General features: G+C 64.5%; 18 protein-coding genes. 12 read left to right on the top strand and 6 right to left on the bottom strand.

What is annotated here, in order from left to right; genetic code table 11:
• Positions 1–164: 164 nt before the first annotated feature.
• From HYN69_RS03660 to HYN69_RS03645, 4 genes are all read right to left on the bottom strand, one after another.
• Complete coding sequence (locus HYN69_RS03660; RefSeq protein ID WP_108434542.1) at positions 165–1,415, bottom strand: sarcosine oxidase subunit beta family protein; 1,251 nt, start codon at positions 1,413–1,415, stop codon at positions 165–167.
• A 131-nt stretch (positions 1,416–1,546) separates the two neighbouring features.
• Positions 1,547–1,930, bottom strand: a complete 384-nt coding sequence (locus HYN69_RS03655) for a hypothetical protein (protein WP_159082348.1) — start codon at positions 1,928–1,930, stop codon at positions 1,547–1,549.
• Entirely contained in the window at positions 1,927–2,871 is a 945-nt protein-coding gene (locus HYN69_RS03650) for a TadG family pilus assembly protein (RefSeq protein ID WP_108434540.1), read from the bottom strand. The genes HYN69_RS03655 and HYN69_RS03650 overlap by 4 nt, the downstream gene beginning before the upstream one ends.
• Before the next feature lie 2 nt (positions 2,872–2,873).
• Positions 2,874–3,287 (bottom strand): TadE/TadG family type IV pilus assembly protein, encoded by a 414-nt coding sequence (locus HYN69_RS03645; protein ID WP_108434539.1) that lies wholly within the window; start codon positions 3,285–3,287, stop codon positions 2,874–2,876.
• 179 nt (positions 3,288–3,466) lie between these two features.
• On the opposite strand from HYN69_RS03645, the gene HYN69_RS21660 reads away from it, so the two are divergent.
• Complete coding sequence (locus HYN69_RS21660) at positions 3,467–3,598, top strand: hypothetical protein (RefSeq protein ID WP_268902874.1); 132 nt, start codon at positions 3,467–3,469, stop codon at positions 3,596–3,598.
• 62 nt (positions 3,599–3,660) lie between these two features.
• Complete coding sequence (locus HYN69_RS03640; protein WP_159082347.1) at positions 3,661–3,876, top strand: hypothetical protein; 216 nt, start codon at positions 3,661–3,663, stop codon at positions 3,874–3,876.
• A gap of 168 nt (positions 3,877–4,044) precedes the next feature.
• Here the strand turns inward: HYN69_RS03640 and HYN69_RS03635 are convergent, their stop codons facing one another.
• Positions 4,045–5,523, bottom strand: coding sequence for a Glu/Leu/Phe/Val family dehydrogenase (locus HYN69_RS03635; RefSeq protein WP_108434537.1), 1,479 nt, complete (start codon positions 5,521–5,523; stop codon positions 4,045–4,047).
• A 378-nt stretch (positions 5,524–5,901) separates the two neighbouring features.
• On the opposite strand from HYN69_RS03635, the gene HYN69_RS03630 reads away from it, so the two are divergent.
• The 10 genes from HYN69_RS03630 to HYN69_RS03590 all read left to right on the top strand — a co-directional run bounded on the left by HYN69_RS03630 (position 5,902) and on the right by HYN69_RS03590 (position 13,097).
• The gene (locus HYN69_RS03630; protein ID WP_159082346.1) at positions 5,902–7,596 is read left to right on the top strand and encodes a hypothetical protein; all 1,695 of its coding nucleotides are present in this window, start codon (positions 5,902–5,904) and stop codon (positions 7,594–7,596) included.
• The gene (locus HYN69_RS03625; protein ID WP_108434535.1) at positions 7,593–8,141 is read left to right on the top strand and encodes a TadE/TadG family type IV pilus assembly protein; all 549 of its coding nucleotides are present in this window, start codon (positions 7,593–7,595) and stop codon (positions 8,139–8,141) included. The genes HYN69_RS03630 and HYN69_RS03625 overlap by 4 nt, the downstream gene beginning before the upstream one ends.
• A complete protein-coding gene (locus HYN69_RS03620; protein ID WP_108434534.1) occupies positions 8,138–8,716 on the top strand; it encodes a TadE/TadG family type IV pilus assembly protein in 579 nt (192 codons plus the stop codon). The genes HYN69_RS03625 and HYN69_RS03620 overlap by 4 nt, the downstream gene beginning before the upstream one ends.
• Before the next feature lie 118 nt (positions 8,717–8,834).
• On the top strand, positions 8,835–9,746 hold the full coding sequence (locus tag HYN69_RS03615) for a pirin family protein (RefSeq protein WP_108434533.1): 912 nt from the start codon (positions 8,835–8,837) through the stop codon (positions 9,744–9,746).
• 282 nt (positions 9,747–10,028) lie between these two features.
• Positions 10,029–10,238, top strand: a complete 210-nt coding sequence (locus HYN69_RS03610; RefSeq protein WP_108434532.1) for a hypothetical protein — start codon at positions 10,029–10,031, stop codon at positions 10,236–10,238.
• A 99-nt stretch (positions 10,239–10,337) separates the two neighbouring features.
• Positions 10,338–11,630, top strand: coding sequence for a homoserine dehydrogenase (locus HYN69_RS03605; RefSeq protein ID WP_108437021.1), 1,293 nt, complete (start codon positions 10,338–10,340; stop codon positions 11,628–11,630).
• 240 nt (positions 11,631–11,870) lie between these two features.
• Positions 11,871–12,329 (top strand): hypothetical protein, encoded by a 459-nt coding sequence (locus tag HYN69_RS03600; RefSeq protein WP_108434531.1) that lies wholly within the window; start codon positions 11,871–11,873, stop codon positions 12,327–12,329.
• A 125-nt stretch (positions 12,330–12,454) separates the two neighbouring features.
• Positions 12,455–12,616 (top strand): VOC family protein, encoded by a 162-nt coding sequence (locus tag HYN69_RS21305; protein ID WP_230426476.1) that lies wholly within the window; start codon positions 12,455–12,457, stop codon positions 12,614–12,616.
• Positions 12,577–12,846 carry a VOC family protein gene (locus tag HYN69_RS03595; RefSeq protein WP_230426475.1) on the top strand — a complete coding sequence of 90 codons (270 nt, stop codon included), beginning with the start codon at positions 12,577–12,579 and terminating at the stop codon, positions 12,844–12,846. Before HYN69_RS21305 ends, HYN69_RS03595 begins: the two co-directional genes overlap by 40 nt.
• Positions 12,847–12,899: 53 nt before the next feature.
• Complete coding sequence (locus tag HYN69_RS03590; RefSeq protein WP_108434530.1) at positions 12,900–13,097, top strand: hypothetical protein; 198 nt, start codon at positions 12,900–12,902, stop codon at positions 13,095–13,097.
• Here HYN69_RS03590 and HYN69_RS03585 read toward each other — a convergent pair.
• On the bottom strand, positions 13,088–14,086 hold the full coding sequence (locus HYN69_RS03585; protein WP_108434529.1) for an aldose epimerase family protein: 999 nt from the start codon (positions 14,084–14,086) through the stop codon (positions 13,088–13,090). The genes HYN69_RS03590 and HYN69_RS03585 overlap by 10 nt on opposite strands.
• Between the last annotated feature and the right edge of the window lie 57 nt (positions 14,087–14,143).

Here is a 14,143-nt window from a genome sequence, read left to right as displayed (position 1 = left end):
AGAAGAAGAAGAAGAAAGGGGCGCTGCCCCTCGGCCGCAAGCGGCCTCACCCCGGAGTATTTGGGCAAAGGTGAAGCCAAGAGAGGAACTGCGCGGCTTCATCCTTGCGAAAATACTCGCGCCGCAGGCTTCCGCAGGCAGGGCTTGATACTGGCGGGTCATGGTCAATGCAGGTTGTGCTGGCTGCCGGTGCCTTCCTCGTCGAGGATATGGCCGGTCTCGAAGCGGTTCAGCTTGAAGCGGGCGGCGACGGGGTGGCTGGTCCCGGTCGCCATCAGATGGGCCATGCACCAGCCCGAGGCTGGCACGGCCTTGAAGCCGCCGTAATTCCAGCCGCAATCGACGAAAAGACCGTCGATATGGGTCTTGTCGATGATCGGGGATCCGTCGGGCGTCATGTCCATGATCCCGCCCCACGAGCGCAGGACTTTTGCCCGCCCGATCATCGGCATCAGGGTCATGCCCGCCTCCATGACGTGTTCGACCATGGGCAGGTTGCCACGTGACGCATAGCTTGCGTAAAAGTCGAGGTCGCCGCCGAAGACCAGACCGCCCTTGTCGGACTGGCTGATGTAGAAGTGACCCATGCCGAAGCTGATGACGTGGTCGATCACCGGCTTCAGCCCTTCGGTCACGAAGGCTTGCAGGATGTGGGATTCGATGGGCAGGCGCATGCCGGCCATGGCCGCGACTTGTGACGAGCGGCCCGCCACGACCATGCCGACCTTTTTGGCCTTGATCGCGCCGCGTGTGGTCTGCACGCCCACCACGCGGCCGTTTTCGATGTCGATGCCGGTGACTTCGCAGTTCTGGATCAGGTCCACCCCGCGCCGGTCGGCGCCGCGCGCATAGCCCCAAGCCACCGCGTCATGCCGCGCCGTGCCGCCGCGCGGGTGGTAAAGCCCGCCATAGATCGGAAAGCGGGTCTGTTCGAAATCGAGGTAGGGCAGATGTTCGCGCACGCCTTCGCGGTCCAGAAGGATCGCGTCGTCGCCCTGGTTGATCATCATGTTGCCACGCCGCGCGAAGGCGTCACGCTGGCCATCGGAATGGAACAGGTTGATCAGCCCGCGCTGCGAATGCATCACGTTGTAGTTCAGGTCTGATTCCAGCCCTTCCCACAGCTTCATCGAATGGCTGTAGAATTCCGAATTGCCTTGCAGGAAATAGTTGGCCCGCACGATGGTGGTGTTGCGCCCGATGTTGCCGGACCCGAGGTAACCCTTTTCCAGCACGGCGATATTGGTCAGCCCGTGGTTTTTCGCCAGATAATAGGCCGTCGAAAGGCCATGCCCGCCGCCGCCGATGATGATGGCGTCGTATTCGGCCTTTGGCGCGGGGTCGCGCCATGCGGGCTTCCACCCTTTGTTGCCGAAAAGGCCCTCTTTGATGACCTGCAAGCCTGAATAGCGCATCGCGTCCTGTTCCCGTCCGTGCCGCGCCAGTCAAAACGCGTCGGGGCGGAGGATGCAACCCCCGCCCCGTAAAGCCATTGCCGGATGCGACAGGATGATGTCGCTTTACGCGCCTGATGCGAATGGTCGCATCACATCACCAGCCGCGCATAGGACATGCGGAAGTTCTGCTCCATCCCCGCGCCGTTGCAATAGGTCATGGTCATGCCCGAGGTGCCCGAGATCGTGCCGCCCGACACCAGCGACACGCCCTGCACACCGGTGCCCGAGGCGGAAAATCCGATGTCACCGGCGGCGAGCAGTTGCACGCCGTAAACGCTGAGCCCCGACGAAAAGCTGATCCCGCCAAGCGTGAGCAATTGCGCCCCGCCCTCGGCCGCGCAGGCATCGACGTTGCCAAGGGTGACGTTGGATGCGCCCGTGATCGATTTGACTTCGGTGCTGGTCGTGGCGATCACCGAATTGATCATCTGCGAACCGCTGCCGAAGGTGACGGTGCAATTGGTCAGGATCACCACCTTTTGCAGGGTGCCGCTGACCGTGATGGCATTCTTGCCGCCCCCGAGCAGTTGACATCGTAGATGCGGCCCGCGACGGGGGTGTTGTTCTTGAACCAGGTGTCCGAGACGGAAATGACCGATTTATTGGTGATATACTTCGGCACGAAATTGTTGCTGCCCGCCCGCAGCCCGTTGATGATGGTCTGGATGCGGCTCAGGATGCGGATATCGTAGCGGTTCGACGACAGCGCCGCCTGCAAGCCGGGACTGGACGCAAAGCCGGAATTCGGCATCTGCACCCGCGACGCATCGGGCATCGAGACCTTGACGCCCGCTTCGAAGGAATTGCCAGAGCTGACCTTTACCACCGAATTGGAATGGATGCAGAACCCCGCCTTGAAGGTGTTGTTCGACTGGATGTCGACCATGCCCTGCGCCACGAAGCCTTCGCGCAGGCAATCGGGATCATACCCCACCATGACGGCGCGGCGGGTCATGCTCATCTGGCTGATGCCCGCGACCTGCAGCAGGAACATCCTGATCGGGTTGCCGTTGGCCGCCGTGCGGCGCAGCGTGACGCGCACCGCGTCGGTCGAGCCTGCAACCGGGCTGAAGGTGCGCGAGACCGCGTTCCACTGGCCGAATTCGACATCGTTGGCGACGATCACGTTGCCGGTGCTTGCCACGGGAAGGTTGGCTTGCGCGATGGTGACGGCTGCGGTCTTGGCCTGCGCCTCGGTCTGGGTGGAACGGGCGAGGATCGCGGCATTGGCTGCGTTGTCGGCCACGTTCTGCAACTGGATATCCAGCGAATTGACCCGTTGCAGGTCGATGGCAAAAGCCGCCAGCGCAAGGCAGGCGACCAGCAGGATCAGCGCCATCGCGGTGCCCGAACCCTCCTCGCGCTTGGCATGCAGGCGGATCAGGTGGCGGAAGCGGGCTGCAAAGGGGGGCATGGTCACACCTCTTTCATCTGTTGCAGCACGACGCGGACGGTCGCGCTGCCAAGCATCGGAAGCATCCCCGTCGCCATCAACTCGCGCGCGGGCATGGTCACGGTGGTGGTGATGATGCCGTTCGCCAGCGACGAGACGGCGGTGGCGCCGGGGCTCATCGGGCGCACGAGGCCGAGGATATAGTTTTGCGTCGACGCGGCATCGGCGAATTTGCCCACCGCATAGGCGCGGTTGGCATCCTGCACGACCCGCATCACCTGGCTTTGCTTGGCGTAGATCATCGCCGTGTCGGCGGTCATGCACATCACGACGACGAAGATGGGCAGCCAGATCAGGGCTTCCACCGTAAAGCTGCCGCGATCGTCGCGCCGGAATTTACCCAAGACGGACCGCTTGGCCGTTGTCCGTTTCAGCATGGGGGGCTCCGTCGATCAATCCGCGTTCACAGGCATTAATGCCAGCGGAATCGGGCGAAAGTCGGACGGTCAAAGGTCTGCACTGTGACAAACTTAAGGATAGTTAACGCTCCCTTGACCAACCCGCGCAGGAACGGGGGCACAGCGGGCCGAACGGCTGGCGGATCGCACAGGGTGGCATGGCGCGGGCTGCCGGCTTGCTTGATTTGAAGGTGAAAGAGGGTGGCCTGAAACGCCGCTTCGTGGCGCGGCTGGTGGATGCCGAGGTGCTGCGGAAAATGGGAGCAGAGCGGATGGGAGGGGACGGGTGACAGACTGCATATGGCTGAGCAACGTTTACGGCGACAGCATGAGCGGGCATGGGTTCCGGTCGATGCGGCCTGACCATGACGGGAAAAACCCTGATCCGCGCACGGTCGAGGCAATCACCAAAGCCAAGCGCGGTGAGCTTTTGCCCGAGTCTGAAATTCCGGCGGACTTTTTCGCGCTGCGGCTTCTTCCTCAGCCACCGCCTCGCCCAGCGCTGAAGGCGGCGATGCTGGCAAAGCACTGGCGGCTGTTCCGTTGTCCGGTGGTGGATGTCTTGTAAGCGGTAGGGTCAGACGCGAGGGTGAAACAGATGCCGCCGACTGCCAAGCGCGGGGTGGTGCATCTGCCGACCGTCCTTGCGTCAGGAACCGGGAGGGTCTTGTTTCCCGGTTCCCGAGGTGTGTCACGATCTGCCAAGGCCAGGCGATCAGGCCCGATGTCGGGGAAGTCACAGCCCCTTGGACCGGTAGGTCTGCGCGACCCGTCCGATTGACACGATATAGGCGGCCACGCGCAAGTCTTCGACATCGCTGCGCCCGTGCCAGACCGCCCGCATCGCCTGATAGGCGGTCCGCATGGTGTCATCGAGGCCCGAGCGCACGAGGGCGAGTTCGTCCGATCCGGTCAGGAATTTCTCCTTGAAGTCGGGCGACAGGGTCCAGCCGAGGTGCTGGTCGGAGGACAGGCGTTCCAGTTCTTCGACGATCAGGCGCGAGCGGGATTCCTCGGCCCTGCGCTGCATCCGGCCAAAGCGGATGTGCGACAGGTTCTTGACCCATTCGAAATAGGACACCGTCACGCCGCCCGCATTGGCATACATGTCGGGGATGATGACCACGCCCTTGGCGCGCAGGATTTCATCGGCGCCATAGGTGATCGGGCCGTTTGCAGCCTCGACGATCAGCGGGGCCTTGATGCGGTCGGCGTTCGACAGGTTGATGACGCCCTCCAATGCAGCGGGGATCAGCATGTCGCAGGCGCGTTCCAGCACGGCGGCACCGTCTTCGGTAAAGGTCGCGCCCGCGTAGCCTTTCAACAGCCCGCCGGTGGCGTTCATATGCTGGCGCACGGCTTCGACGTTCAAACCGCCCTCGTCTATCAGCGCGCCGTCGCGTTCGATGATGGCTACGATCTTCACGCCGTCTTCTTCCGACAGGAATTTCGCGGCGTGATAGCCCACGTTGCCAAGGCCTTGGACGATGCAGGTCTTGCCCGACAGCCCGCCCGACAGCTTGGCCATGGCCACGTCTTCGGGGTGGCGGAAGAATTCGCGCAAGGCGAATTGCACGCCGCGCCCCGTGGCCTCGACCCGGCCCTGGATGCCGCCCGCGTGGGGCGGTTTGCCGGTGACGCAGGCCTTGGCGTTGATGTCGGTGGTGTTCATGCGGGCGTATTGGTCGGCGATCCACGCCATTTCACGCTCGCCCGTGCCCATGTCGGGGGCCGGCACGTTCTGGGCGGGGTGGATCAGGTCGCGCTTGATCAGCTCATAGGCGAAGCGGCGGGTGATCTGTTCCAGTTCATGTTCGTCCCATGCGCGGGGGTCGATGCACAGGCCCCCTTTGGACCCTCCGAAGGGGGTTTCGACCAGCGCGCATTTATAGGTCATCAGGGCGGCGAGCGCCTCGACCTCGTCCTGATGCACCGAAAGGGCGTAGCGGATGCCGCCCTTGACCGGCTCCATATGTTCGGAATGGACCGAGCGATAGCCGGTGAAGGTTTCGATCTTGCCACGCAGGCGTACCCCGAAGCGGACGGTATAGGTGGAATTGCAGACGCGGATCTTTTGCTCCAGCCCCGCGGGCAGGTCCATCAGCGCTACGGCGCGGTTGAACATCAGGTCGACGGATTCGCGGAAACTCGGTTCTTTGGCGGTGTTGGGGCCAGTGTTGGGGCCAGTGCTGGGTGCGATGCTGGGTGCGGTCATGTCAGGGCGTTCCTTTGTAAGTCGCTACCACGTCCGGTTGTCATGCTATCAGCCAAATCGGCCGATCTCGCACTTAATTACGATCAATCTGCCGCAAGTTTGAGCGGCAGCCTGCCAACGGCGCGAAACAGAACGCGCAAAGGCTGCGAATCGTTTCGCTTGGCTTCGGCGGGCGGCGGGCGGGGGCGGCGGGCGGCGGCGTTAAGTCTTGGGCCGAAAGCGTGGCGACATGGCGCGGCGGCTGCGGATTATTGCTAGAAACGGGGGCGTAACGGGCGATCTGCCCGCCCTAAAGTCTGCACATTCCCTCGCTAAAAGTCGGGATCAGACGGCCCTGCGTGTGTTTGGCGGGCCGAAGTGCAGGTGCAGGTTTTGGTTATGATGCGAGTGACAGAGTTTCTGGACGATCCGCGCGGAACGATGACCTATACGGGGTTGGTCTTTCTGTTGCTGACGGTGCTTGTCGGCGGGGTCGCGGTCGATGTGATGCGGCACGAGGGGACGCGGTCGCAGGTGCAAAAGGCACTGGACGGCTGCACCTCGACGGTGGCCGCCGTGGCGACGGTGCAGAAACCCGCCGACGAAAGCGCATCGGATGCGGCAGTGCGGAACACCGCGCGGAACGCGACCATGACGACTTTGGTGAACGATTGCATGACGCGGGCGGGGCTTTCGACGGCGCTGACCAGCGTCACGGCGACCAGTGCGGCAGGCTATGCGTCGCTGGCCACGACCGCGGGCGGCACGCAGAGCAACTTTTTCATGAACATGCTGAATATCGGGCGCACCGATTACAATGTCGCATCGACCGCCGCACTGCCACCGGCGGGCAAGGTTGAGGTGATCCTGGCGTACGAATCCAGCAACGCGATGAGCGTGGTCGACCCGATCACAGGGATAAATCTGTCGACTCCGTTCCGGACCGGCGCCAACGCTTTCGTGGACACGCTGATGGCGACCGATGTCAATAACGCTGCCGGCACACGGCCTGCCACTACGGTCTCGCTGTTACCCTATACCAACGGGGTGAACCTGCCCACGGGGCTGATGTCGCGATACAGCGTCACCAACGTATCAAACCTTGCGAACGCCAATTGCATCGACATTCCGACGACCGATTTCTCGGCAGCGGCGATGTCGACGGCGACAGCCTATCAGACGATGGTGCCGGCCGATCTGGCCACCACCACCAGCACTGTGATCACATATCTGCCATCGAATTCGACTGTGGCCGCGACGAACATTCCCAGTAGCGCAGGCTGTCCGGCATATCCCAACAACATCCTGCGTATGCCGACGACTTCGGCGTCGACCTTGAAGAGCAATATCACCAGCGCGCAGTTTTTCGGCGGTCTGCGCTGGGATCACGGCATGCATTGGGCAAACGCCCTGCTGCACCCCGGCACCAACATAGGGTCCATCGTGACCCCGGTGACCACGGCCTATCCGAGTGCCTATAACACGGCCGATGTGCAAAAGGTCATCGTCTTCGTGAACACCAACGGCAGCGGATCGAACCCCACCGACGGGTCGCAACTGATGCTTGCGAATGCCTTTGCCTCGGGCACCTCGCCGATCTGGCGCAATTCCGCGACCCCGGCGCTTTACTGCATCCAGTTGACGGCGCGGCCGTCAAACCAGTTCTACCGCCCCGACACCAACACCTGGTCGACCGCCTGCCCCGGCACCTATACGCGCCTGACCTGGCCGCAGGTCTGGGCATCGGTCAGGGTGCAGTGGGTTGCGTGGCAGCTATACGCCCGTGGTATCCAGACCTCCTCGTCTGCGACGCTGGCGCAGGTGCGGGCAAGTTTCGACGCGATCTGGCCGACGATGCAGCAGTCCTTGCCGTTTACGACCCAGGCGAGCCAGTTCCAATCGGAATGCACGGCGGCCAAGGCGAACGGCGTGGTGATCTATACCGTGGGTCTGGCGGCTATCGCACGCGCCAAAGACCCGCTCCGCGCCTGCGCCAGTTCGCCCGCGCATTACTTCGACACGACCAGCGCGACCTTCCCCGATGTGATGCGGCTGATCGCCCAGACCATCAACCAGCAGGCCTATACGCAATGAGCCGCCCCCTGACCCTTGCCCGCTTGCGGCTCGGACTGCGGCTGCGGGCCGGACAGTTCCGCGCCGCCGAGTCCGGCGCTGCGGCGGTGTCCTATGTCGTGATGCTGCCCGTCGTCTTCGGCCTGTTCCTGCTGACGCTCGATTCCGGCTTTACGGCCATGCGTTCGGCCTTGCTGGACCGCGCGGTCGACATCACGGCGCGGTCGATCAGAGGCGGGACACTGACCGATCGATCGCTTGGCGGCATCAAGACCGACCTGTGCAGCCGCCTGACCTTCTTCAAGGATTGCAGCACGCAGCTGAAGGTGCAGCTTGTCGCCGTGCCACGGAGCGATTTCGCCACGCCGGCGCGCACCGTCGCCTGCGCCGATCAGGGCACGTCGCTTGTGCCGGTGCGGGCCTTTGTCGCCGACCAGACGAACCCGCTGGCCGTGCTGCGCGCCTGTATGGACATCACGACCTTTACCCCCGGCGCGCTGATCTCCAACCGCCCGCTCACCTATAGCATCCATGCCGAAACCGTGCTTGCAGCGAGGGCGCCATGAACCTGCGACACCATCTGCGCCGCTTTTTCGCGCAAGAGCGCGGCAATGCGGTGATCGAAACCGTGATCATCGTGCCCACGATGCTTGTCGCATGGATCGCGGTTTACGCTTTCTGGGAAGCCTACAGTTCGCGCACCGCCTTTCAAAAGGCCAGTCACGTCGCCGCCGACCTCCTCTCGCGCGAGATGGTGCCGGTGACCGATGCCACGCTGACCGGGCTGGATACGGTGATGGAATATCTGGTGGACAGCCGCTTCGACGTGGCGTCGCGTTTTGCCAGTTACACGCGGACCGGTTCCCTCGACACCGATGTGGTGGTGACGTGGTCCTATTCCACGGCGACGGCGACCTTGCCGGCATTGACCACTGCCGATCTGGTGGCGCGGGCGGCAAACCTGCCCAAGCTGACGGTCGGGGCGACGGCGCTGGTCGTCGATACGCGGATGAACTATTCGCTGCCGATGAGCGTGCCGGTGGCGACCTATGTGGTGCCGTCGTCATTTTCCCAGTCGGTGGTGCTGCGCCCCCGCTTCGTGACGCGGCTCTGCCGGGCCGGAACGCCTGTGGTCTGCTGACGGGCCTGCCCTGTGCGGCGGCGCACAGCCGCCATGCGGCGCGGGTCGACCGGCCAACCGTTGCCAGACGCGGCGGGCGGACCTAGATCGGGGGGATACCAAGACAGGAGTAGCCCCGATGTCGATCCGCCCCGTCGCCCATGAAGCCCGCGCCATTCCCACGATGGAGGGGGCAGGCGTGCACCTGCACCGCGCCTTTGGCTTTCAGGACCCCGAGCGGATGGACCCGTTCCTGCTGTTCGACGATTTCCGGAACGACCGCCCGCAGGATTACCTGCGCGGTTTCCCGTGGCATCCGCATCGCGGAATCGAGACGATCACCTATGTGCTGGCGGGCGCAGTCGAACATGGCGACAGCCTTGGCAACCGCGGGATGCTCAAGGGCGGCGATGTGCAATGGATGACGGCAGGGTCGGGCATTTTGCATCAGGAAATGCCGCTGGGCAACGCCAAGGGCCAGATGCACGGCTTCCAGCTTTGGGCCAACCTGCCGTCGGCCCTGAAGATGACCAAGCCGCGCTATCAGGACGTGAAGTCACGGGACATCCCCGAGATCATGGATGACGACGGCACGGTGGTTAAGGTGATCGTAGGGTCGTTCTGGGGCAAGACCGGCCCCGTCGACGGGATCGCCGCCGATCCGCAATACCTCGACATCTATGTGCCGCCGGGGCGGAAGAAATCGTTCAAGGTCGACACCTATCGCCGGGCGTTCGCCTATATCTTCGACGGGGCGGCCACCTTCCGCGATGCGAGCCGCCCCAAGGGCGTGCTGCTGGAAAAGGAAGTGATGGGCGAAGAGGTCAACATCCGCGACCTGTCGGGGGACCGCACGCTGGTACAATTCGGCACGGGTGACGAGGTGACGGTGCAGGCGGGGCCTGACGGGGTTCGGTTCCTGCTGATCTCGGGCGCACCGATCCAGGAGCCGGTGGCTTGGCACGGGCCTATCGTCATGAACACGCAGGCCGAACTGCGCCAAGCGATGGCCGAGTTGAAGAACGGCACCTTCATAAAGCCCGCGCATTGAGCCGGGGGAAGCGGAATTTGACGCAAATTCCGCGCCGGAAAATGACGCATTTTCCGCTGCCCCGGTCCTGAGATTGCGGGCAAGGTGACCGGTGCCGCGCTTTCCCGGCCACATCGACCAGACGCCGCGCGCGACGCCTGTGGCGGGCGGGCGCGGAATTTGCGTCAAATTCCGTCGCGGAATTTGCGTCAAATTCCGCTCTGCCCTAAGGTAAGAACGTATAGGGCAAGACAGGGCGCGCCAGCCGCGCTATTCTGGCCCCTCCCCGATATGCGAGCCAACATGCGCCCCGCCTTTTTGCCTATTCTTCTTGCAGCCCTGCTGTCGGGCTGCGGCCTTGCCGGTGTCGACACGCCCGCACCCGCAGCGCCGCGCCCGCCGCTTGTGCCGCTGGACGAGGTGCTGGCCGCCCCCGAACCGGCCGTCTCGGCCGAGACAGCCGCGGCGCTGGCCGCAAGGGGTGCCGACCTGCGCGCCCGTGCAGCACCATGACCGCACCGAACGCCGCGCTTTCTGCCGCCCGTCGCGTTGCAAGGAGTATCGCAACAGGCTAACAGATGCGGGTTCATGCCCAGCCGATGGAGCCTTCCCATGCCAGCCCCTCTCCGCCTTGGTCTTGCCGGTCTGGGAACCGTGGGGATAGGCGTGGTCAAGATCGTCCAGCGCCATGCCGACCTGCTGGCCGCCCGTGCGGGACGGCCTGTCGTCATCACCGCCGTCTCGGCGCGGGACCGCGCCAAGGCCCGCGACGCCGACCTGTCGGGTTACGCATGGGAAACCGATCCCGTGGCGCTGGCGGAGCGTGACGATGTCGATGTGTTCATCGAGGTGATGGGCGGGTCGGAAGGCCCGGCAAAGCTGGCGACCGAGGCCGCGATTGCGGCAGGCAAGGATGTTGTCACCGCCAACAAGGCGCTTTTGGCCCATCACGGGCAGGCATTGGCCGAAGCGGCGGAAGCGGCGGGTCGCGTGATCCGCTTCGAAGCGGCGGTGGCGGGCGGAATTCCGGTGATCAAGGCCCTGACCGAAGGGCTTGCCGCCAACCAGATGCGCCGCGTGATGGGGGTGATGAACGGCACCTGCAACTATATCCTGACGCGGATGGCCAATGCGGGCCTGCCCTACGAGACGGTGTTCGAGGAAGCCCGCCAACTGGGCTATCTGGAGGCCGACCCGAACCTTGACGTGGGCGGCATCGATGCGGGGCACAAGCTGTCGCTTCTCGCCGCCATCGCCTTTGGCACGCGGGTCAGTTTCGACGCGGTCGAGCTGGAGGGCATCGGCAACGTGTCGATCGACGATATCCGCATGGCCGACGACATGGGCTATCACATCAAGCTGCTTGGCGTGGCGCAGATGACGGGGCGCGGGCTCGAGCAGCGCATGACGCCTTGCCTTGTCCCCGCCGAAAGCCCGCTGGGGCAGTTGCAGGGCGGCACCAACATGGTGGTGCTCGAGGGCGACGCGGTCGGGCAGATCGTGCTGCGCGGGCCGGGCGCTGGCGAGGGGCCGACGGCAAGCGCGGTGATGGGCGATGTGATGGACATCGCGCGCGGTGTACGGACCGCGACATTCGGGCGGCCTGCGACCAGCCTTGTCGCGGCGATCCCCGCGAAATCGGCCACCCCTGCACCCTATTACCTGCGTATGACGCTGCTGGACAAACCCGGTGCGCTGGCCAAGGTCGCGACCTGTCTGGGCGAGGCGGGCATTTCCATCGACCAGATGCGCCAGATCAACCAACCCGGCGAGGATGACAACGCCGTCGTGCTGATCGTCACGCATAAGGCCGCACCCGCCGATATCGCCCATGCTCTGGCGGCCTTTCCGGTGACCGGCGTGGTGCAGGGTGCCGCCGTGGCGATCCGCATCGAAGAGGTCTGATACGGCCCGACGCGCCAAAAGCGTCGCATCCGCGTTACAGCCGTAAAGTCTGCGTTACAGACCGGTGCCTGTCCTGCATCCATGCGAACAGCTTACGCCGTGCAACGCTTTGTCTATGGTCTTTGGTGCAGAAGACCACACGGATCGTGCGCCCCGCAAACCGGGATCGTTGATCCGCAAAGGGTTTTCGGTGCGTATGCAGGTCCGCCGTTTTGGCCTGCGGGTACACGAGGTAAAGCCATGTTCAACAACGATCCGGAAACGACCCTTCGCAAAGCAGCCGAAAATTTCCGTCTGGAAGCGGCCAAGGGCAAGGCGTCGGTGCCGATGACCAAATCGCACTTGCAGATGGCGGCCTATTTCCTGTTCGACGACACGCGCCTTGCCTTTCTGGACGAGACGGCCAGCGATATCGACCGCGTTTTCGGCGTCGATACCGAAAACGAGGAGTATTTCGAGCGCGCCGTCCGGCGGATCGAACGGCTCGATGCGGCGCAGACCGGACAGGGCATCGCAGCCCTGGTTGCCGCGCGCCGTCTGGTCGAAGGCTGCAAGAGCCTGCCGCATGACCAGCGCCGCAGCGAGGCGCGAAATCTGATCAAGGCGGTCGATACCGTGATGGAGCGGATCTACAGTCTGGGTCCGGTGCTGCGCGACGCGTCGACGGCCTATGTGACGCGCCGTCCCGCGCTGCGCTAGACGCGAATGCCCCTTGCGGGGCGGGGGCGCAAATGCCCCTTGCGGGGCGGGGGGCGCGAATGCCCCTTGCGGGGCGGGGGGCGACTGTCGAAAGTCGTGCCAGCGGTCCGCAACGGAGGAAGCCCTTGTTCAGCCATGCCACCCTTGGCACCAACGACTTTGACCGCGCGTTGCGGTTCTGGTCGGCGGTGATGTCGGTGCTTGGCCATGAACCCCGCTTTGTCGATGCGGCGCGCCCTTGGGCGGGGTGGCAGCCTGCGGGGGCGGGCGTCCGCTTTTCGTGCTGACCGCCCCGTTCGACGGGCGACCCGCAACGGCGGGCAATGGCGCGATGCTGGCTTTCGACTGCGCGACCCGCAAGGCGGTGCGGGCGGCCCATGCGGCGGGGCTGGCCGCAGGCGGAACCGACGCGGGCGCTGCGGGGCTGCGGCCCGAATACCATGCCGATTACTACGGTGCCTATATGCGCGATCCTGACGGGAACAAGCTGTGCCTCGTGTGCCATAGGGCCGGGTAGGGGAACAGCGGCGCGCGCAGGCGGTTGGGCCTGTCCATGCGAAAGGGCACACCATGAGCAACAAAGACAACGCCAACACATCCAGACGCAGCGGCAACAACACCCCCGGCCAGACATATCAGGGCGGCGGCGGGCAAATGCGCGAGGGTGAAAAACTGCAAGGCGACGATCCGCATTTCGAGGACCGCACCAAGAAGGGCAGCGCCACCAAATCGGGCAGTCCCCCGCCCAAGACCTCCGATCAGGGCTGAACGAAGAAGCGGTAGCGCATCTCGTGGCGATAGGTCTCGCCCGGGTTTAGGCGGGCTTGCGGAAAGGCGGGGCGGTTCGGCGCATCGGGCCAGATCTGCGACTCGAGCGTGAAGCCGCCAAGGGGGCCGTAACTGCGGCCCTCTTTCCCGCGCAGGCCTTGGGGGATGGAGGCGCCGGTATAGAGCTGCACGCCGGGCTGGTTGGTGGCAAGCGTCAGCCCGCGCCCCGAGGCGGGGTCGATTGCCGTCACGGCGGGGCCGGAGGTGGGATCAAGGCAAAGGTTATGGTCGTAAGGAGTGGTTCCGATGGGCCTGGGTGTTCGAAAGTCATAGGTGGTCCCGCTGACGGGGCGCGGGTCGCCCGTGGGGATCAGGGCCTTGTCGACGGGCAAGTAGCTGTTGGCGGCGACCTGCAAGAGCTGCGGGGCGATGCTGCCCGTGCCCTGTCCGGCAAGGTTGAAATAGGCGTGGTTGACCATGTTCACGATGGTATCGCCGCCCTTGGCGTGGGCGGTCATGGTGATGGCGAGCGTGGCGGGGGCCACGAATTCATAGCGCGCCGTCACGTCAAGGACTGCGGGATAGCCCATGTCGCCATCGGGGGAATGGAGCGTGAAGGTCACGCCCTGCCCTGTCGCGTCAACCACCGCCCAAAGCTGCGCGTCGAACCCGCCCGCGCCGCCGTGGAGGTGGTTCGCGCCCTCGTTCCGGTCGAGTTGCACGGGCAGACCGTCGAGCGTAAAGCGCCCGCCCGCGATGCGGTTGGCATAGCGCCCGCAGGTCGCGCCGAAATAGCTGCGCGGCGGGGCGAGGTAGCCCGCGACGCTGTCATGGCCTAGCACGATATCGGCGGGTGCGCCGCCCCGCCCCGGTGTCCATAGCTGCACGAGCCTTGCGCCATAGTCCGTAAGCCGTGCGACATGGTCGCGCCCGTCGGTGATGGTGAAAAGCTGCGCCCTGCCTTGGGCTGTGTCACCGAAATCCTGCATTGCCGCCCCGCCCTAGTTGCCGCAAGCCCAGCGCCTTGCGGTGGCACCCTGTTCCCC

The organism is Gemmobacter aquarius, assembly GCF_003060865.1.
In the GTDB taxonomy this organism is placed as follows: Bacteria; Pseudomonadota; Alphaproteobacteria; order Rhodobacterales; family Rhodobacteraceae; genus Paragemmobacter; species Paragemmobacter aquarius.
The sequence above is the reverse complement of the archived record's forward strand: the minus strand, read 5'-3'. Positions and strand labels throughout refer to the sequence as shown.